This window comes from Commensalibacter papalotli (ex Servin-Garciduenas et al. 2014) (assembly GCF_000527695.1).
GTDB lineage: Bacteria > Pseudomonadota > Alphaproteobacteria > Acetobacterales > Acetobacteraceae > Commensalibacter > Commensalibacter papalotli.
Genome location: NZ_ATSX01000001.1, coordinates 874771 through 895775 on the forward strand (window position 1 = coordinate 874771; position 21005 = coordinate 895775).

Sequence of the window (21005 nt, forward strand, 5' to 3'; positions counted from 1 at the left end):
AAAGAAGGATTTTTTAATCCTTCTTTTTAAATATCTTTTGCGTAATTTAATCAATTACATCTAATAAAAACAAAATATCTTTAATAAAAAAAGCAGATCCTGTTCTTAAGGTTTCTAAATAAGCAAGAATTCTCTTTGCTTCTTCTGCTGGATTCCGTCTTATATTTTTACAATCATCTAAAAAGGCTTCTGGAAAAATTCTATGTGTTAAATCGTTTCTAAAATCCAATAGTCCATCAAAACGTTTTTCTATTTCAATATTTTTTGTTTGCACTCCTCAGATAAAGAATTTAATTTAGAGCTGTTAAATTGTTTTAACTGTTTAATTAATTGACCTAGCGTAATTTTCGTTATTTTTTTATTATACTCTTCGCTTTGTTCTAAAAATTTTTCTTTTAAAATCTATATTATATCGTAATAAGTCCGCTATTTTTATATTTTCTTGCAAAAACAAATAATAAGATAACAATTTTTCAAATTTATTCATCCGAAACGTTAAATATCCCAAGAAATAATAAAACTCATCCATTAGATCATTTTGAAGGTTGAACTTTCTAGGTTCATCTTTTTGATAAAACTCTATTTCCTCTTTCATATTTAAATCCATTAACAACTTATTCCTTATCCCGTGCTTGTGCTGGTGGAATATCGCTGATTTGTTTAGTGACAAAATCAACATTCCATTGTTTTCTTGGCAAAGAAAGTAAATTTTGTGCTTGATCAGCAAAGAAGGCAAGATTATCCAACTGTCTGGTTTTATATGCAGAATGCACCATCACAAATTGTTTGTTTTTATCAATTACAGAAGGTGCATCAGCTATTTGTCGGATCAGATCTAAATATCCTTCAATAGAGCTTTTCATAATTTTTTTATGATTGTTTATATTGGCTCTAATTCCAACTTTTTGCTTGTCATTCAGCATTTTTAACGTTGATAAAGATTCCTCTAGCATTTTAATAGTATGTTGATGTTCCCAAATATTCATTGCTAACGCAGAAGCCGCCTCTATCTGCGCACGCATTGTCGCAGTTTGCGCATCATTTCTAGCTCTAGCATCGGAATCAAGTTGAGCAGCAATACGATCTAAACCAGCTTTCGTAGTTGCTTCGGTACTTTGTGACTTTAAATTATTAATAAGTTGATGCGTATTCGAAGTAACATTTTCTGACTTCTGCAAAAGCTCTGTAAATTGAGTTTCTGCTTGTGTCGTTTCCTGTAAGCTACCTAAACTGGGTGCTGCAATCACTACTCTAAAACCCATAGTAGCAAGTTTGGTTGGTTCGTTACTGTTTGCATCATATAATGGAATTTCTTCGCGCAAGGCTGTATTTAAATCAGAGGGATTAAAGGTATAATTGCCTCCTTTGACAATAATACCTCCCGTTTGACCATGTAAACGCCCAACGCGATTCAGATGATAATAATCTTGCATCATTTGCCCAACTTCACCCAGCATATCATATAATCCTAATGGATTAGGTTTCATTGCACCAACGGCTTGAACTTGACCGTTTGCCAGCTCTGATCCTGCCATCACATATTGCTCTATCCCTTCGGGCACAGGCCATGTCGGTTCTAAAAATTCGGTATTGCTTACTTTATTCCCACCTTGTGCAGCATAATACCATTCAGCTTCGGTTGGTAAACGAATAAAACTATAGCTACTATCCCTTTTGGGTAAAACATTTTTAGCATTTTGTAGTAACCAAACAGACCATTTTTTAGAAAAATCTTGAGCATCAAACCATGAGACATTGTTCATAGCCTTTTGTCCTGCTTGATCAGGTTTAGGACAGGTTCCACTATTCATAATAGCGTCATACTGGTTGCGCGTTACGTCATATTTTCCAATATAATAAAATTTCATCCCAGCTTTAGATGATGAAAATGGCGCTGATAACGGAGATTGATAAATATAATTACTATAACCTTGTTCAGTACTGGTTTGCCCCATTTGCACAGGAATATCATCCAACACACCACCTTCTGAAGGCACTTCAATCACTCTGAAGACCATTGCCCCTCCACAAGGCATCGGCAAAGTAAAATCATCAGCAGCTGGATGAGGATCTATCAAATTCTTGGGCCATGAAGCATCAATTGCATCAGCCGATATTGAGGATAATCCCCAAGCAATGGCTAAACTATAAATAATACGCTTCATAATGCAGTAACCCCTTCCCAAGGCTGAATTTTTGCGGCTCTGTTACCTGATAATAAACTGACAATAATCCCGCCCACTAAGGTCAGCCCCAAGGATCCCAAAATAATCCAATTGTTTAATAAAAATAAAGAATGTCCTTGGGGTAAAACCGAACTAAATAAAACATTAATTAACTGTCCCGCCCCATAAGCAGCCCCGAGTGCTATAATCGCACCCGCCAAAGCAAGAACAACGGCTTGCACCATTGGGAACAAAATTAAATCCATCGCACTAAACCCATTAAAGCGGAGTAACGCCAATGATTTTCTTTTACGCTCGGTATTAGCCCATAACCCTGCTCCAAGGGAAATACATAATCCCACACCACCCAAAGAAGCAACACAGATAAAAAGCAATGACAAACGATAATCAAGAGAGAGCAACCCCTCGACATCCCCTGCTTTAGAGACAACATCAATGCCAGACTGGCGTAAATATGTGTCCAGAGCGGGCAATTGATTAATATTATGTGTGTATAAACGAAATCCAGAATACGCGCCTTGCGTTGGCATTGGTAAGTCTTTTAATTGTGCTGGCCAGTTTTTGATGCCATCTTGATAATTTTCAATTCCTATTGCCAAAGGCAAAGTTAAAAAAGCAGTATCTTGATCCGTTACCCAAGATGGTGCAATTGCTACAATTTTTAATACAAATTGCACTTGCTGTTTCTCGCCGTTCAAAATACGATTTAAATAAGCAGTTACCTCATCCCCTTTTTTAAGATGCAAGTGATCCGCAGCTGAAGATGATAGAACAACCTCTTGATTATCACGAATAAAAGAAGAAATATTTTTTAACAAAGGGTCACCCTTTGCTGTAGGGGTCAACATAATATGACGACCCGAACCTGGATCATTTTGCTTTTCCATAAAAAGACTGGCAGCCAAAGTTCTGGTTCTTGGAACTAAAAATTCTACATCTTTTCTGTTGGCCAATTCTTTTAATGTATGATCTGTAAAGCTGCGATTAGAAATATTGACAATCTCTCTAGCATGAGGGTCTTCTAATAATGTTTGGCGGATACTGGTTAAAACGCCACTTCGCAGCCCAGCGATTACAATTAAAGGAGCCAGAACAGCAACAATACCCAATATAAGACAAAGCGATAAAATCGGTTCACTTTTTAGATCTTGCCAAGCTAGTTTCGCTGAGAGTGATCCATGAAAAAATTTATACTTCATAACTTAACCTGGTAATTTGATTTTCCTGATCCAGCTCGCACGGAACTTCGGTTAACCCATATTGTAGGGTTCGCTTTGTATCGTGCGAAGTCATAATCAAAGCAGCTCCTGTTTTTTCAATTGTTTCCAACAACAACTCTAATATTCCATCCGCAAGGGATGGGTGTACAGAGGCAGTGGGTTCATCTGCCAACACAATTAAAGGGTGATTAATTAAAGCTCTGGCAACTGCAACCCTTTGGCGTTGCCCAACTGAAACTTGATGCGGTTTATGAGATAGGATCTGATTAATTTCTAACCTATTCACTAAATAGAAAAACCAGTCCTGATCTTTTTTTCCAACCAAACGTTGAGGCATTGAAATATTTTCTTGGATATTTAAAAAAGGTATAAGCCCTGCTGTCTGAGGAATAAAGCCAAATAACGAAGCCCTCAGTATCGCCAGGTCATCACGTTTATTATTCTTCCATTTTTGAAGAATATCTATTTGATCACACAAGAATGTTTTCCCTCGGTCTGGCTTTAATGCCAAAGACAACATTCCCAGCATCGTGCTTTTTCCACAACCCGAGGGGCCTGAAATCAGAATTTTATCCCCTAGCATGATACGCGCTTTGGTAATCTCTATGGATATACCGCCTGTAAATTGACGAGATATTTTTTCGAGATTAAAAATTTCTTTTTTCTGAACCCCTGACATATTTATGGCAATGCTTCCAAAGGCACAGGATAGACAGCTTCACCAGGATCATTGCTTCCATTAAGATTTACCCATAAATCAGGATGTGCTTGATATTCTTGATAAAGACGCAAACGACTTTCAACATTATTTAATATGGTTCTTTGTGCAATGGCACCCATTGCCAACCAATCTTTTTCAGAAATATTCATAATATCAGATTTATAAGGCAATCCCTGTAAATACTCGCCTAACATCCCTCCAATTTGCTGAGATTGCGCAATCTTAGATGGATCTCTGGCCGCGGCTGCAAAGGCGGAACGCAATTGAGTAAAGAAGGTTTGTGGTTCAGTACGACCAGCCAGCCCAGTTTTAAGAATAATTTGTAAAGCCTGTGCCAGATCAGATAATTGATTACGAGTTAACAACACTCTAACTTCGACAGACTTCTTAATTGGATTAGTCAAATCGCGATCTGTTGTGTAACTGGATACGACATCAGGAACAGATGTTTTTTCTTCTTTACCAACATAAGCTAACTTCATCGCTTGACTAACAACTTGTAATTGCTTTTGTATTGCTTGTTGTTTGGCATTTTTAGTATCTGGATTTAATCCAGCAACAGGGCGACCCGTAGTATTAGAAACTTGTTGTAATAATGATGTGGACAATGTTTGAATGACTTCGGCAAAAGCTTCTGGGGTTCCCCCTTTGACTGGGAAATATAATGAACCTGCGGTGCCATATTTACTCAATGCACGATATTGTTTTTCCGCTTTTGAGTGGTTATTATTTTTCTGCCCAGACGGTGTTAATAAATGCACAACAAATACAGCAACACCTTTAGATTCAGCTAGTTGGTGAATTTCTTCGATCCCAAGCTTGGTAATACTGTTTGGGTGATCTGCCCCCCTAGCCCCAGCATCAGTGACTAAAATGATATAGCGACCAGCTGCTTGATCCCAGTCAATTTCATCCAAAGCTGTTTTAATACCTGCAATTGGATCTTCATCATAAGATTTAGACGATACGCTGGCATCATGAACAATAGAAATAGAATCGTTAATCACATCGATTGGCTTGGAAAAATCTGGTTTAGCAAATACTTTTGTTTCATACTCCAAATCTGGATTATCATTTAAGCTATCGCGATACGCAACCAAACCAAAACGAAAATTATCTTTTACAGCCGTGTTTTGAATGCGACTGACAATCGATTTAACCGCTTTTTGTGTTTCCTCAATATAAGGTTCCATACTGATGGTTGTATCCATCACAAAAACCAAATTGGCTTTGAAATTTCGCAAATTTGCAGGTGAAGCATTAACTTGACTACCTCCAGTTTGTGTAGGTGCAGAAATGACGTGCAATAAACGCAAAGGTGGGCCACTTGGGCGTTCTATTTGCTGTGCATCCAAGATCGGCAACAAATAGAAATTTTTGGTAATATCCACATAATTAGTGGGCTCCATCGCCACAACTTTATCCGAATTTCCAGACAAGGCTGCCTGAGTTAATTCTTTGGCTTTTTGTGCGGTATCAGGATCAGTGATCAGTTGTTTTTCATCTTGCTCGGTCTTTAAAAATAAAGAACGTTCTCTGCCCGCAGGGTTGGTGAATGCTCCCACCAAAGTATGAGACCAATTAATCGATTTATCGACTGGAATCCACCCTGCAATATGGCCTTGCAGATCCGTGCCAACTTGTATCCAGTCTTCTTTACCCTGATCATCTTTATGACGCTGATACACGTAAAAAACTTTAAATCCTTCTAAAGGCTTAGAATTTTCTTGTGAAGGCTCAGGGGAAATAATCCCACCAGGACGGGTAATAATACGCTGATATAGACTATGTTTGCCTTCTATTAATAAAGGTGTTTTGGACGTTGTATTATTTTTAGCGGTTGGAGATAAAGGAGTAGGCTCAGAGCTTTGAGCATAAGCAACTATTCCCCCTGCAATTAAACCAAAAACAGATACACTGACTTTTAATAATGACTTAAAATTATTGAAACTCATTTCCAAAAATCCTTCAAAGTTAACCGTGCCATATCGTCACCTTCATCCGCTTTTTTTGTAAGCCAATCTTTTAAAGCTGCTCTTGGAGCTGTTGCATCCTTTAGGCCACCCTCTTCTGCTTTTTGCAAATAACGAGCGGCCTCTCTCATATCAGGACTGGGAATAGCTCCCCCAGTTTTAAAATCAACAGGGCTATATAATAACCCCAATTTAAGCATCGCCAAAGTATCCCCTTTAGCGGCTGCATTTTCCAATAATAAAATCCCATCGTCAAATTGCTTGGCTTCTAAACGGCGCTTGCCTTCCTGAGTAATCATCACTGTATTAGGAGCTTTATCAATTACTTCAGGCACAGACATTTTCTGTAAATTTTCTGCAAAAGAAGGTTCTGCTTTAGGAGGCTGCACTGGCGCAGGCGGTTTTGTTTCAGCCGCCTTAGGTAATTCTTTCTTGGGTTCTTCTTTTTTAACTATTTGTTCTTTGGTGGGTTCAGAATGAGGCTTAGAAAATTTGATATACGCAATTGCTCCCCCCGCCAATAAAAGACAAACACCAAGAATACTTAATAAAATGACTGGAACAGAAGATTGATGTCTTTTAGATGGTTCAGAGACCAAAGGTGCATCTTCTTCTTTATCATCTTTATTTTGTATTTGAGTAAAATAATCGGTCTTTTGTTCCTCATGAGTATCCTCTATCAAAGATGAGGGTAAAGAGGATGTTTGTGGTTCTGTTTCAAAAGACAACGAAGCTGGCTGTTCTTCTTCTATTATAGGTGTTTTCACTTTGGAAGGAGACGAAGCTTTCGTCGTATTGATTACCCCTGTGCTTGCCCCTCTTTTTCCAACGATTTCTGGCCAGATGACCGTACTCGTAATTTCAAGCTCTGGTACTTTTATTTGGTAAGGACTATCAGGTTCTAAAATATCACCCAAACTATCTGCATCAATAATCAATAATAAATCATCACCAACAACGGATTGTTGAATAACTTTCTGTGAAGAAATAGATGAGAACTGAGGAAAAGAAATTGTTAAAACATCTCCATAATGTAATGCCTTACCAACAAGAATGATTGTTGCTTCCCCTGGTGCTGAGGCCGAAACCTTTAACTGAGAACTCATTTTATCTTTGCTCCAATACAGAAATAATCTTACCTAATAACGCGTTTGCTGCTGGATCAATTCCATTTAAATCAGAAGCCCCAGCATTTTCCTCAAAACGACATACCAAAGCAGAAATCCAATCTCTAACAAAACGCTCATTATAAGGTGTCGGTTGCTCGGGTAATAATAATCCTTTTAAAGGTTCCTTAGGGGCAAAAATATGCTCACCTTTTAACCCTCTGGTCATGGGACGTTGTTCCAAAGCTATATTAAAATAGCCCAGCCAATTCACAAAATTACCAATCTCTATCTCAGCCAATAAAGCCTGCGTTTCACCTCTTAACGACGAACTCCCTGTCAAAGAAGCATTTTTACGCAATTTATCTGCTAATTGATCTCTAAGGTCTAGCCTTCTGGATAATAAAGCAATTTCGGCAGTCAATGCGGTTAGTTGCTCTGATGGCATTTGATAAGTATCAGCCACATACTCTTGGCTTGCAAATTGATCCATTACACTATTCCATTTAGCTAATGCCAAATCAGCATATTGTTCATGACGATCCTTAGCTGTTGCTGGTTCTTCAACCTCTGTGCTTTGTGGAATGTTTACGTCTTCTGCATCAGGAAACATATCTTGGAACAAACTATCAACATCACTGGCCCTGCCCATTAGAAACCTCTGATTAGCCGACTGCGTTTCCAAACTGCGCCAAGCTTCTATCATTTGATCTCTGGTAACTTGCAGGCTGGATATTAATGGCCCAAACATTTGCGCCGCAACACACCTCATCAAAGAACGAGCAATGGTTTGCGCTTCCAAAGAAGCTTTTTGAATAGCCTCTTCTTTATTACCACTATGATAAAATGGTGCAATAAATCTGGATAAATTAGCACTAAACTGGTTGGTCTGTGCTGCAATTTGTTCTAGTTTTAAATTCGCATCACAAACTTTACTGAGCGCATTGGCAAGATAGGTAATACCTCCATCATTAGGCATTAATACTGCCTCCCAAGCTTGTTCGGGATCAGCCACATAACGTTGAATAGAGACATTAGCTAAATAAGCTTGTTTCATCGTATCAACCAGTGTTTGAGCTCTTGAGGCTATTCCTGCTTCTTTGGAGATATTATTAATATGCTGATAATCCATGACAGCAGGAAAGCTTATCGCAGGGCTACGCAACCAATAAATATTATTAAAAGGTCGACTGTTTTTCCAATCTTCTACCCAGCTACTCGTTTTAAAAAAATCCAATAGGCTCGCATTAATTCTTGCTGTCCACCTTGAACCCGATGAAGGAGCATCTCCCTCTTTTTGTTCAAATTCACGATCGAACTTGGTTAAAACAATAAATAAATTATCTCTTTGCTTGGTCCTATCAGCCGAGGTTGCACCAATACTGGTTTTAATCCAACCATCAATCATTCCTGGTAATGTGGATACACTTTGAATTGAATCCCCAATACATAATAACATGGCGGAAATTTCACGTTCAGCTTCATAACGTTGAAATAAATAAGCAACCTTGCCACGTAAGAACAAACGTCCCAAAGCCTCAGGAGCCTCAAGAAACTCTTGAGCATCATAAATCATTTCCCGAGACCTTGCCCCTGGAAAGTCCAGCAAATCTGTCTCTTGTAAAAATGGCCAGGGCGCATCCCCAACAGGGACTGTAATTTCTGCTGTTAAAGCCGTGACAATAGAACGATTAATCGTTACTTTTTTCTGATTTGGAGTCAATAAAGTAATCGCATCGCCAGGGTCAGCTTGACCAAGGGTAAAAAGCGTTTCTACATTTAAAATGCTTCTTTCTCTAGGGCGCAGCGCATCTGTCGAACAATATACAAAATCAGGTTGCCCCATTTGCTCTAAGACCATAAATAAAGAGCGTGCCAAATTGGTAAATTCAGGCAATCCATTCCACAAAGGCGAAAATAAAACCGCACATTCACTTGCTGGTAAAGATGGCACCATCTCTTTTAATTTTTGCCAATATCCTTCACCAAGCTTTTCTAAACGCTGATAGTCAGGATATAAAGCCTGTAAATACTCAAATAACCCTTCTACATCATCCAAATCTAAAATCGTATTTTGGGCATTGGCAGAAGCTACTGCGGTATTAAACAAAGCATCAATTTTTGCTTCTTCCATAGATAACTCTTTGACTTTAAAGTCTTCGAGCGATGTATTAGTTAAAATCTTAATAATATCTGCTGCCGATAATAGGCGCAAAGGAACAGGCATATCCTCTTGAACAATGGTCGGCGTTTTCGTCGTAAACCGAGAAACCAATCCCGTTGATTCATTCCCCCCTTGGGGGTTCATATCTTGTAGAAAATTTAGTTTTTCACCCTTATAATGAGCCACCAAGGTTTCCCCTGGTTTCGTAGCAAGACTTGAGACCAAATACGATTTCCCTGACTGAGAAGCACCAAAGACAGCAATGGCGGGAGGTTGATGAGAGGCCCTGTTTAGTTGGCGCGCTTGCCTGCGAAACCGTCTTAAACTGGCATTTAGACGCTCCCCATCCCCTTTAATTGCTTTGGGATTTTCTGTAAACCAAGTTAAGGTTTGTTCAGATGCTTTTAATACATCACCATTACGGGCTTGTTGTGTTTTTATTATTGTTTGATTATCTTCAACCATCTTGATTATTTCTTTCCTTAAGCCAACGTAAAGCGACCTGTATCACGCCAATATCCCTCGACATTTTGCATGGTCTGCAAACGCAAAGATAAAATACGTGGAGGATATTGTTCACCATTATGATCAATGACTTCTGCCACTTTAAATTGCTCTCTGCCTGAATAATCATTTTGCGCTTGCTCTTTGTCCAGATCAATATCCTGTCTGACAATCTTAACCGTTAAAGGCAATGCTACTCTGTTAAATCCAGGAAAATTACCGAATTCCAACGTGTATAAAGGCGAGGCTGGCCAACGCTCTATTCCCAACTGACGAAACCCAATACGTGTCGTATTTTCAAAATCTTGAATGGTAAAACCAACCTCTTCGTTGTTATTGCCTTCTAGATCTATATTTGAAAGCCAAACATTTTTATTTCGTAGCTGTCCATTTTTCTCCAAACGACCCAAGAAACGTGCCGTGGAATACATTTTTAAATCACGCGTTCTGAGCACAAAATTTTGAAGCTTTCCTTCTGCTTGCAAACATAATGAAGCCCCAACAACAACGGTTGTCTTGGGATCACTAATCCGATTTCGCTCATCACGAAATGCATAATATGCCCCTACTCTATAATGATACATTCCAACAATTCTATGAGGCGGCACAGGCATTGCAGCCTTGATCATATCAACAATACGTCTGAAACGAGACGGACGACCCGAGACCAACAACACATCACAATCATACGCCCAGATTGCTTCGCAAAGGTTAGAGATTACCTCTCCCATCACATGAGAAATAGAAGCCTCTACATGCTGAACTTTAACAGCAATCTTAACATCGGTGATATCAAAATTCTTTGCTCCAGCCAACTCGACTTGACGATGAATATAACTGGCAGATCGGGCAATATTCTCTTTATCTTTACCTAAAATATCTCGAACATAAAAAGGATTTAACCCCTCGATACTTCTATCCGTAAGAGATTCATATTCTTTTAAAACAGCAATCGCGATTGGTTCCAAAATATTACTGACGAATAAACGCCTAAGATGGCGCTCTTGTTCTGATTGCCCCCCCCAATCTTGACCAATCATACGACTAAGCAACACTTGAGTATCTTGAACGCCTGCTTTTTCCAAAGCTTCTGCCAAAGGAGGCAATACAACATTGGTAATTACATGTTCTAATATATCATCACCAGCTACTTTGAAACTTTCACGAAATTCCTGTTTAGGACAAATAGTTTCTCCTGAAGGAACATGGTAAGAACTGATCATTAAATCCGTTGTTCCGCCGCCAATATCAATACTAGCCACTCTGATAGAGGGCAGCATTTGATCGTTTATCTCAGGATCAGGACGAAGGCGACCATGCAAGCGCATGAATTCATCCACATTCCCCCCTAAACGCTCAGTAATTTCATTATATAACCAAACAATTTGCGTAGCTGTAGCCTCGTCCAAACGACATTGTAACTGCGGGCGTGTATCCCAAGGCAAACCCAACATTTTCCAACATAAATCAATGGCTGCTTTGGTTCTGGTTTGTAAAATTTTTTGCTCTGCAACAGGCATGCCAGGAGGCATTGTTAAAACAATGGATCGTAACCTGCGCCTTAGGGTTTTATCTTGACGTTGTTCTCTGTTTTGTGGAGAATTCATTTGCAAGCGCGCTTGCATTAAAATTTCGACAAACATAAAGGTAAATAAAGAACTGCGAGAGAAATTAGGTTGTGTCGCGATATTTTCCCCTGATAGGCGTTCTTCATCAGATAAGACACGTCCTTCAGGAGATATCATTGCCATAAAAGGTCCATTTACAGGAGGATCAATAATTCGACCTCCATCACTAATAGAACGACTATTATAACGCCAACTTTGCAGAGATAAACGTCCATCCCAAATATACCGTTTAGGAGACGTCAGTCCTGTTAACCCTTCATTTCCTATACGCATACCTGCTAAATGAGCTGCTTCAAACCCTACCCTGACAGGACTGGGCCAAAAAAAGGCTTTGGCACGGCCTGAACGACGAGACAATAAATCATTACCAAAATTCGCTTTGGCAAACTCAATGGCGCTAGGAAAAGGTTGATCATATTCTAAATAAGGACGTGTAAGATCTCTGAGTGCCAAAGGATAGCTGCTGGAGAAATTTAAATCCTGCCCCAAATGATCTTCAATTAAAATACCACAACTTCTTGAGTTACCTAAATCTAATACTAAATCAACTTCAACAATATTTTGAAGGTTTTTAGCCGCACCACCGTCTAATAAATGAATAGTTGGCATTTGTTGAATTTCTTGCAGAATTTGCAAAAGGGTTTGATAAACTGCATAATGCCAGCAATAATATGAACGATCTGTAAAAGATTTTTGCTCTGATTTCTCTTGAGCTTCTTGCTGAACCTTTAAAAGCCAATCTCCAACCCAAGCCTCGTTTAAAAACCAAGCAATATCCCCCAAAGAAGAAACAAATTTAAAATGATCTTGGCGTTGGCTATCTTCAAAAGTCGGTGCATTATATAAACCGTCACCGGATAATTCCTCTAAAGTCGTATCAAAAACAAGATCAAGATGAATTTGATCTTTTTCCATTTCTGCAAAGCGACCTCGCACCCAATTTCCTGGCCCTTTACGGAATACTTTACTGCCACCCTGTTCAGAAGAAAGCAATGCAAAAAAAGGTAAAGGCAACCATTGATTCTTTAAGAATTGAATCACTGATTTCCAGGTCACATCATAAATTTGATCTTCTGGAGGAGCACGGCCCGTCAAGGGGTCTTTGATAACCCCTGTTTCTTGGTCTTCTTGTAAGGCATGCAATATATAACGTGGTCTGCCATCTTCGTATTCACCGTCACGTTCCTCCCAAAACCAGCATCGAATATTCTTAATCTGCTCAGTAGAAAAAGCGAAGGACCAAAATTGCAAGCCACTGTCAGGAATAAGCGTAATAGTGCGGTTCATACGATCTTTACTCTCTTAATGATTAAAAAGTCAGTATTCATTACTATAATTAAAGCAGAAAACAATATTAATTTTATAAATTTATTATGGTTTAATTTTGTTTAAAATAATATTCATTATGTTGCTTTTGATATGTTTTTTGATTAAAAAAAGCATATAAAAGCCATAAATACTATTCATCATGTATTCTTCTATATCATACATAAAATAAAACAAAGTAACTACATCAAAAATCATGAGTGATATCAACATAGATAAACAAAGAAAATTACTGCCAATCGTTGCGGCAATTGCTTTTTTTATGGCATCGTTAGATACGACCTCTGTTAATACGATTATTCCCTATTTGTCTGGTGTTTTTCACGCTCCTTTGGCTGTTACGAAAAATATAATTATTTATTATATGATTGCTAATGCCATATTCATTCCTTTGACAGGTGTTTTATGCCAAAAATATAGCTGTCGTATTATTTTTTGTATTGCCTTATGTATTTTTACTTTGGGCTCTTTTCTTTGTGGAATTTCGCATACATTAAATCAACTTTTGGTCGCCCGAATTATCCAAGGAATAGGCGGTGCTATGATGTTACCCGTTGGGCGCTTGGCGATTATTCAAACATTTCCTAAAAAAGAGCTGGTTAAAGCACTAAGTTTAGTGACTATTCCAGGGCTTATGGGCCCCTTAATCGGCCCGATTGCTGGAGGAATGATTGCAACATATCTAGATTGGTCTATGATTTTTCTGATTAACGTTCCGTTTGGCTTAGTTGGTATTTATTTTGCACTACATTATTTTCCCAGGCAAAGTGACAAAGCCGTTCGTATTGATCGATGGGGATATATTATTTTTGCAGCGGCAATTGCATTAATTACCTATGCACTAAGTCTTTACAGTGAAACACAAAACTATACACCACCCACGATCATCTTTTGCATCGGATTATGTTTACTGGCTCTATATTGGGTAAGATCGTTGTATCATGATTATCCTTTATTTAGCCCCACTCTTTTTAAAATTAAAAGCTTTTCCATTGGTATATTAGGAAATCTGGTTGCACGATTAGGCTGTGGTGCTGTTCCATTCATGATTCCTTTAATGTTACAAAGATTAATGGGGCTATCCCCCGTAGCTTGCGGCGTGGCAATGTTACCTCTTGCCTTTGCAGCTATGATTGCCAAGCCTTTTGTATCGCACTCTATTAAATTTATGGGATACCGCAATTTCCTATTTATCAACACTATTCTTCTAAGCGCATCTTATATGTCTTATTGCTTTGTTAATGAGCATTCCAGTTGGACCTTTATTGCAGCCTTAATGTTTATCACAGGCTTTATTAACTCTATGCAGTTCACAGCAATGAATACTTCTACTGTATTAGATCTATCAGCCAAAAGACAACCTGCAGGCAGTTGTTTGTTATCAACCGTTATGCAAGTTTCTATGGCAGCGGGCGTTGCAGTTTCTGCGATATTATTAACATTAGATGAGAAAATTCATCTTCATGCTGTGCCTGCGACACATTTTCATTATACGTGGTTTTATCTTGGTTGTATCACAGTGATCAGTGCCTTTATCTTTATGTTCATGCCAAATAAAAGAGTATAAATGTGCTATGCCTTGGACATTTTCCCATCCTGCTGTCGTTTTTCCCATAAAGCAATCTAGAATAGGAAAGTTCTTAAACCTGCCAGCGCTTATTATTGGCAGTATATCACCAGATTTATTTTACTCGGTTGGATTATATAATATCTCGACCACGGCACATCATTTTACGGGATGGTTATATACAGCGTTTCCACTTTGCATTGTAATTTTTATATTACTATCGATGCTTTCTTCTAGTTTGAACAAAGCCTTGCCTATTCCTATTAAAGCCTATAATCAATGGAGCCTTAGAGGTTATATTATAATTGGTATATCTCTATTTATTGGCGCCGCAACACATATTATATGGGATGGCTTTACACATGAGACTAGCAGTTTTGTAAGAAATATTGTTTTTTTACAATATAAATAGACAAGAAATGTGTATTTATAAACTGTTACAATATTTAGGATCATTCTTTGGTTTGTTATATCTTGTCATTAAATATCGACAATATCATTTTAAATCAAGCTTTTCTGATCTGAACAGCTTATCAACCAACAAAAACTCTATAAATTATTAGGAATTGCAGTCTTTTCAATGGGACTTGTTTTCCCTTTTGCTTTGCAATTTTCATATCAAAAAAATTGTAATGCTTCTTCAAGTGTTTTAGCATTTACAGGAAGATTACTCATTTCATTTCCCCTTAACCGCATTATTCATAAAAAACAACTTCTGACGAGCATAAGATACCCAGACATGGCGTGTTGCGAACCAATCCGAACCAATCAACATATTCATTGAATCATGCAGAGGAGAAACCGTTAAGGTTGGGTTGGGTTCTATATCGTCGCCCAATTGAAAGGATTTGAACTTGTGCCAATAATACCGAGTGCTGCGCATATCCACACCACTGGCAATGCCTCCTGGATCTTGGGTTAAGATATGGTACGGCACCCCTATTTTTAAAGCCGTATCAAAAGCCACAATTCGAGAGCGTGCGCCACTATCCAGTAATGCCACCAAAGGTTTGTGATCAACCTTAACATCCACAAAAGGACGATGCCCCACCATTTTTAATGGCACAGATTGCATATTATCCCCCCAAAAGGGCGGAACATGACATAACATAGAATAAGACTCAACGTGCCAAAAAGATAAAATTCCCGCTTGGACATTAAACTCTAAATCAAAATGAGATAAAATATCTGCACCAATTAACCCAATCACAGGAATATCAAGCCTGGGAGAGGAAGGTAAATTTCCCAACGGTACTGATAAAGGCCCTATGGTCAGTTTTCCCAACCCCATACGTTGAATAAGGACATTTTGCACCAGCTCTTGTCCCCCTCTGGGGCCTTGCACAACTGTTTGACGATTAGGGTCGATAGGAAGGTTTAGTAACTTTGCCCCTCCTGGAGAAATCAAACTGCCTTCTGATCCTGTATCCACGACCATGTTAAAATGACGGCCATTTAACGTTACTGTGACCAGTAAAAATCCCCCAACATCTTTTAAAGGAGCTTGCCCTATTTTTTCATAATCACACGAATTTTGTGCTTTGACATCAGATGAAACAACACTAAAAAAAACTAGTACTAGTAACAGACTATAAAAACAAAAATACAAGTTTCTTTTCATATTTCCTTATCCTGATGCGCACGCGGATGTGCTTTTTCCCATATTTTTAATAATTGAGTTTCATCCATTAACGTATATCTCTGTGTTGTAGAAAGACTGGCATGCCCCAATAACGTTTGAATTGTTCTGAGATCACCACCATTTTGCATAATATGCGTGGCAAAAGAATGACGTAATGCGTGTGGTGTAGCCAATTCAGACAAACCCATCATGCGTCGATATTCTCGCATTGTTTTTTGTGCAATAGATGGATTTAATCGCTTTCCTCTTAGTCCAACAAAAACAGGATTTTTACCTTCTGAAATGCCAGGATATTGTGCCTTCCATTGTATTAATGCCTTTGCAACCATCGGTAAAATAGGCAATATTCGTTCTTTATTCCCTTTTCCCAAAACCCGTAGCATTCCACCATCTGCATTTAATCCTGCATGATACAAGTCGATCCAATCTAATCCTAACGCCTCAGATAAACGTAAACCACAACCATATAACAGCGTGAATAGCGCAATATCTCGACTTTGTGCCAATGGGGATTGATCTATAATAGCTATATCTTTGGCAAGTGCGGTTGCTTCTTCCTGAGACAAAGGATGAGGTAAAGGCTGTTTCACCTTTGGTGTATTTAACAAAGTGGGCGCAATATTTTCCACTTGATGATGAAGGGCAAGATAACGATAAAAAGACTTTAATGCCGATAACCGTCTGCGACGAGTACGAATAGCTGCATCTTGAGTATGTCTTCCGCGACCTAATTGAGGATTATTCAGAGCTTTTGTATTCTCATCAGCCAACCATGAACGTAAATCCTTGTGAGAGACTGTAGATAAAGTTTCCTTGGTGGGCTCCTCACCGAAATGCACGGTTAAAAATCCCAAAAACCGAGTTAAATCTTGCTGATATGCGGTCAAACTATGTTCAGAAGCCCTGCGGCTATCCCTCATCCACCCTAAATATTGTTGTAATAATTCAAAAGCCAGCATTCATTTTACCTTGATTTACAGTTCACTATTATTTCCATAAATTACAAAAATGATGCAATGGACCATGACCATGACCATGACCAACTGATAGTTGGTTGCTCGATTTCAAAGCCTCTTCTAAAAATTCTTTGGCATTTTCAACAGCTTTTGGGACAGTCATCATTGGTAATAAAGCTGTAATTGCCGAAGACAACGTACATCCAGTACCATGGTCGTTCTTTGTTATAATTCTCTTACCAACAAACTCATATGTTTCTTGTGAGTTACATAATACATCACGACAAATATCACCTATTAAGTGCCCACCTTTTAATAAAACCCATTGGGACTTTGATTGTAATATCCTTTTTGCCTCTTGCTCCATTTCGTCAAAAGCAATTGGCTCTTTAATATTTAATAAAACGCAAGCTTCAGGAATATTTGGGGTTATCACTGTTACCTGGGGTAATAAAATCTCTTTAATCGCTAAAACCGCAGATTCATCAATCAAAGAATCTCCGCTTTTTGCCACCATTACAGGGTCCAAAACAATATTTTTCACAGCATATTGTTTTAATTTTGCGGCTACGACCTCCACAATTTCTGCATTAGCCAACATTCCGATTTTAACAGCATCAACAGTTATATCTTCGAAAATAGTATCTATTTGCTCACCAACAAATGCAGCATCCATTGTTCGATAAGATCTGACCCCTTGGGTATTTTGGGCAACAACAGCCGTAATCACTGACATGGCATAGGTTCCAAGTGCAGAAAATGTTTTAATATCAGCTTGGATCCCAGCCCCACCGCTGGGATCGGTGCCAGCAATTGTTAAAATATTTTTTATCATTGAACCTATTTCCTATTGAAATATATTATTCGTTTTTATCTAAATATTTGATATAACTTAGAAATAACTTTTTAAAAATCCTTATATTTTCACTTTATAATTTAAAATAAATAATGTCTTTGTAATAAAGGAGGCTTTTATGACTTTCTTCGCATTAGTTTTTCTTAAGTTTATAATTGGTTTTATTATTGTCATTTGTTATTTTAACCTTTCTGGTAAAACGCAAATTTCTCAAATGTCTCCAATTGATTTGATTGGTAACTTTATTCTTGGTGGTATTATCGGTGGGGTCATTTATAGTGATACCATTCCGATGTATACTTATGTATTGGTACTAATTATTGGCACATTCTTAATGCATTTGCTTAACAAAGTAGCCAAAAAATTTGAAATATTTCGATCATTTACACTGGGTGACCCTATTACAATCATTAAAAATGGTCAACTCATGATCGATACAATCAATAACAAACAAAACAAAATCGATATGATTAACTTATTATCTATTTTACATTCAAGAGGTATTGGCTCTATTCAAGAAATAAATTACGCCCAAGTTGAACCTAATGGACAACTTACAATCATTGAACAAAATCAAAATGAGCCTTCAATTGTTTTAATCTTAAGAGGTGAAATACAACGTTTACCATTAGAGTTGTTTGATACTGACAATCAATTTATTGCGCATTTATTAGAAAACAATAAGCTAGAATTAAAAGAAGTCTTTATCGCTGAATATTATAGCAAAATGATTATCATCACACTGAATGATGGTAAAAAAGTAACGGTTCCTGTGACTTTGAAACCAAAAGATCAATCTTAGATATTGCTAAACTTATTTTATCAAAAATAAAAGAGGAAATAACCTGAAGCGAAAAACATTATTCTTTATTTGCTGCTATCTTATAAATAAGAGTATAAGTCATACTATGTTCCATTAATACACTTTAAATATTATGCCCCCTTCTCATATTCTGCCTGTTTTATTACCTTACCCTTTCAAAGAGCCTTTTTATTATCAAGTTCCCCCAGAACTAGAGTATGAATCATTGAGACCCGGCACATTGATTATAGTGCCTTTAGGTAGCAGAGAAGAAATGGGGGTTATTTGGGAAAAACACAGTTTACCTAAAGGTATTTCTTTACCTGAAGAAAAGCCTAAGAAAATAAATAAAATAAAATCTATTATATCTATTTTACCGATTCCTCCCCTACCTACTATTCTCCTTGAATTTATTGATTGGGTTGCTGCATATACAATATCACCTCCAGGGTTGGTTTTGGCCATTGCACTACGTGGTATTCAAACTTATGCCTCCACCAATGTACCCAAATCAGGATGGATTTTATCCGACACTCCAATCGACACAATCCGTGTGACTCCTGCTCGAGAGAAAATTATCCAATTTTTAAAAGATAAAGAAAATCCATTTACAACTGGTTTTTTGACGGATGCGTTACAAGTGAGTTCCAGCGTCATTCAAGGGCTCGCCAAGGCTGGTATTATAGAGGAAAAGCTTTTACCTTATCATTGTCCATTCCTAGAGCCTGACCCATCCTTTCATATTCCTCTATTATCTGATGAACAACAAGAAGCAGCAAACTTTCTGAGTGTAAAAGTCAAAGAGCAACAGTTCTCTGTTACCTTGCTACAAGGCGTTACTGGTTCTGGAAAAACCGAAGTGTATATGCAAGCTATTGCAACTTGTATAGAGCAAAGACAACAAGTTTTAATTTTACTGCCTGAAATTGCACTTTCCTCACAGTGGATAGAGCGTTTTGAAAAAAGGTTTGGCGTAAAACCTGCGCTTTGGCATTCTGACTTAACCAATAAACAACGAAAATTAACTTGGCAAGCCGTTATTAACAATGAAGTTTCTGTGCTTGTTGGGGCAAGGTCTGCTTTATTTCTTCCTTTTACCCATTTGGGGCTGATTATTATTGATGAAGAACATGAAACCTCCTTTAAACAAGAGGAAGGGATTATTTATCACGCCAGAGATATGGCGATTGTAAGAGCCAGATTATCAAATTGCCCAGCGGTGCTTGTCTCCGCAACACCATCGCTTGAAACCCTAACCAATGCATATCATCAAAAATACCACCATTTAACCCTGACCGCACGCCATGGCGGAGCATCAATGCCCGATGTGCAAGTAGTGGATTTGCGTGCAACACCACCGCATAGAGGCTTATTTTTATCTCCACCTTTAATCATAGCCACTCAACAGCGACTTGAAAAAGGAGAGCAAGTTTTATATTTTTTAAACCGCCGAGGTTATGCACCGTTAACCCTGTGTCGTGCTTGTGGGCATCGTCTGGAATGCCCTCATTGTTCGGCTTGGTTGGTTGAACATCGTCGCACTCAACGTTTGGTTTGCCATCATTGTGAGTATTTTATCCCCATTCCCAAAGAATGCCCTTATTGTGATGCACCCGACAGCATGGTTCCTATTGGCCCTGGAATAGAACGGATCACAGAGGAAGCACGCGCAACTTTTCCTGATGCTAAAATCCTAGTCATGTCGAGTGACAGCTTAACCAGTCCAAAAGCAACGGCTGAAGCTATTCGTCAGATTGATCAGAAAGAAGTTAATCTTATTATCGGCACTCAAATTGTTGCCAAAGGCTGGCATTTTCCATTTTTAACGTTAGTGGGTGTGATTGATGCTGACCTTGGATTAAGTGGTGCAGATTTAAGAGCCTCTGAAAAAACTTTGCAACTGTTACACCAAGTCGGCGGACGTGCTGGGCGGGCGCACTCCGCAGGGATAGTGATGTTACAAAGCTACCTTGCCGATCATCCCGTTATGGAAACATTAGTCAAAGGCGATTTCAACGAATTTATGTTACAAGAAGCCGCCGAACGCCAAATGGGATTTTGGCCGCCTTATGGTCGTCTGGCCGCCATTATCGTCAGTGCAGATACGAGTGATGAAGCGATGCAAATTGCTTATGAACTTGGACAAAATGCCCCACAAATGGAAGGTGTGATTGTTCTTGGTCCTGCTCCTGCACCTTTGGCTTTACTGCGCAATCGCTATAGACAACGGCTGTTACTTAGAACGCAGAAACATATCGCCATTCAACCGATTTTACATCAATGGCTATCTAGCGTAAAAGCTAAGAAAAGCGTTAAAATTGATGTGGATATTGATCCTATTTCATTTTTGTAAA

The 21005-nt window shown here is 38.3% G+C and carries 16 protein-coding genes; 4 read left to right on the top strand and 12 right to left on the bottom strand.

Going from position 1 to position 21005, the window contains the following annotated elements:
- Nucleotides 1–46: 46 nt before the first annotated feature.
- The 9 genes from COMX_RS03965 to COMX_RS04005 form a co-directional block, all read right to left on the bottom strand.
- Nucleotides 47–274, bottom strand: coding sequence for a hypothetical protein (locus tag COMX_RS03965; RefSeq protein ID WP_034337252.1), 228 nt, complete (start codon nucleotides 272–274; stop codon nucleotides 47–49).
- 87 nt (nucleotides 275–361) lie between these two features.
- Nucleotides 362–607 carry a hypothetical protein gene (locus tag COMX_RS03970; protein ID WP_034337255.1) on the bottom strand — a complete coding sequence of 82 codons (246 nt, stop codon included), beginning with the start codon at nucleotides 605–607 and terminating at the stop codon, nucleotides 362–364.
- A gap of 7 nt (nucleotides 608–614) precedes the next feature.
- Nucleotides 615–2165, bottom strand: a complete 1551-nt coding sequence (locus COMX_RS10625) for a formylglycine-generating enzyme family protein (protein ID WP_051461851.1) — start codon at nucleotides 2163–2165, stop codon at nucleotides 615–617.
- Nucleotides 2162–3385, bottom strand: coding sequence for an ABC transporter permease (locus tag COMX_RS03980; RefSeq protein ID WP_034337258.1), 1224 nt, complete (start codon nucleotides 3383–3385; stop codon nucleotides 2162–2164). Before COMX_RS03980 ends, COMX_RS10625 begins: the two co-directional genes overlap by 4 nt.
- Entirely contained in the window at nucleotides 3375–4085 is a 711-nt protein-coding gene (locus COMX_RS03985; RefSeq protein WP_051461852.1) for an ABC transporter ATP-binding protein, read from the bottom strand. Before COMX_RS03985 ends, COMX_RS03980 begins: the two co-directional genes overlap by 11 nt.
- A gap of 2 nt (nucleotides 4086–4087) precedes the next feature.
- Nucleotides 4088–6082 (bottom strand): vWA domain-containing protein, encoded by a 1995-nt coding sequence (locus COMX_RS03990; protein ID WP_034337260.1) that lies wholly within the window; start codon nucleotides 6080–6082, stop codon nucleotides 4088–4090.
- Entirely contained in the window at nucleotides 6079–7206 is a 1128-nt protein-coding gene (locus tag COMX_RS03995; protein WP_034337263.1) for an SEL1-like repeat protein, read from the bottom strand. Before COMX_RS03995 ends, COMX_RS03990 begins: the two co-directional genes overlap by 4 nt.
- 1 nt (nucleotide 7207) lies before the next feature.
- A complete protein-coding gene (locus COMX_RS04000; protein ID WP_034337271.1) occupies nucleotides 7208–9835 on the bottom strand; it encodes a virulence factor SrfC family protein in 2628 nt (875 codons plus the stop codon).
- A 17-nt stretch (nucleotides 9836–9852) separates the two neighbouring features.
- A complete protein-coding gene (locus tag COMX_RS04005; protein ID WP_034337273.1) occupies nucleotides 9853–12789 on the bottom strand; it encodes a virulence factor SrfB in 2937 nt (978 codons plus the stop codon).
- 235 nt (nucleotides 12790–13024) lie between these two features.
- Between COMX_RS04005 and COMX_RS04010 the strand changes: the two genes are divergently transcribed.
- Nucleotides 13025–14395: a DHA2 family efflux MFS transporter permease subunit gene (locus tag COMX_RS04010; RefSeq protein ID WP_034337275.1), complete on the top strand. Its 1371-nt coding sequence runs from the start codon at nucleotides 13025–13027 to the stop codon at nucleotides 14393–14395.
- Nucleotides 14396–14402: 7 nt separating this feature from the next.
- Nucleotides 14403–14807: a DUF4184 family protein gene (locus COMX_RS04015; RefSeq protein WP_051461853.1), complete on the top strand. Its 405-nt coding sequence runs from the start codon at nucleotides 14403–14405 to the stop codon at nucleotides 14805–14807.
- 264 nt (nucleotides 14808–15071) lie between these two features.
- Here COMX_RS04015 and COMX_RS04020 read toward each other — a convergent pair whose 3' ends face one another.
- From COMX_RS04020 to thiD, 3 genes are read right to left on the bottom strand one after another with little or no spacing between them, the layout of a single operon-like run.
- Nucleotides 15072–16016, bottom strand: a complete 945-nt coding sequence (locus COMX_RS04020; RefSeq protein ID WP_051461854.1) for a retroviral-like aspartic protease family protein — start codon at nucleotides 16014–16016, stop codon at nucleotides 15072–15074.
- Nucleotides 16013–16996 carry a tyrosine recombinase XerC gene (locus COMX_RS04025; protein ID WP_034337278.1) on the bottom strand — a complete coding sequence of 328 codons (984 nt, stop codon included), beginning with the start codon at nucleotides 16994–16996 and terminating at the stop codon, nucleotides 16013–16015. Before COMX_RS04025 ends, COMX_RS04020 begins: the two co-directional genes overlap by 4 nt.
- Nucleotides 16997–17024: 28 nt before the next feature.
- Nucleotides 17025–17828, bottom strand: coding sequence for a bifunctional hydroxymethylpyrimidine kinase/phosphomethylpyrimidine kinase (gene thiD / locus COMX_RS04030; RefSeq protein WP_034337280.1), 804 nt, complete (start codon nucleotides 17826–17828; stop codon nucleotides 17025–17027).
- A 139-nt stretch (nucleotides 17829–17967) separates the two neighbouring features.
- On the opposite strand from thiD, the gene COMX_RS04035 reads away from it, so the two are divergent.
- Both COMX_RS04035 and COMX_RS04040 read left to right on the top strand, forming a co-directional pair.
- Nucleotides 17968–18651, top strand: a complete 684-nt coding sequence (locus COMX_RS04035; protein WP_051461855.1) for a DUF421 domain-containing protein — start codon at nucleotides 17968–17970, stop codon at nucleotides 18649–18651.
- A 133-nt stretch (nucleotides 18652–18784) separates the two neighbouring features.
- On the top strand, nucleotides 18785–21004 hold the full coding sequence (locus COMX_RS04040) for a primosomal protein N' (RefSeq protein ID WP_034337282.1): 2220 nt from the start codon (nucleotides 18785–18787) through the stop codon (nucleotides 21002–21004).
- Nucleotide 21005: the final 1 nt, after the last annotated feature.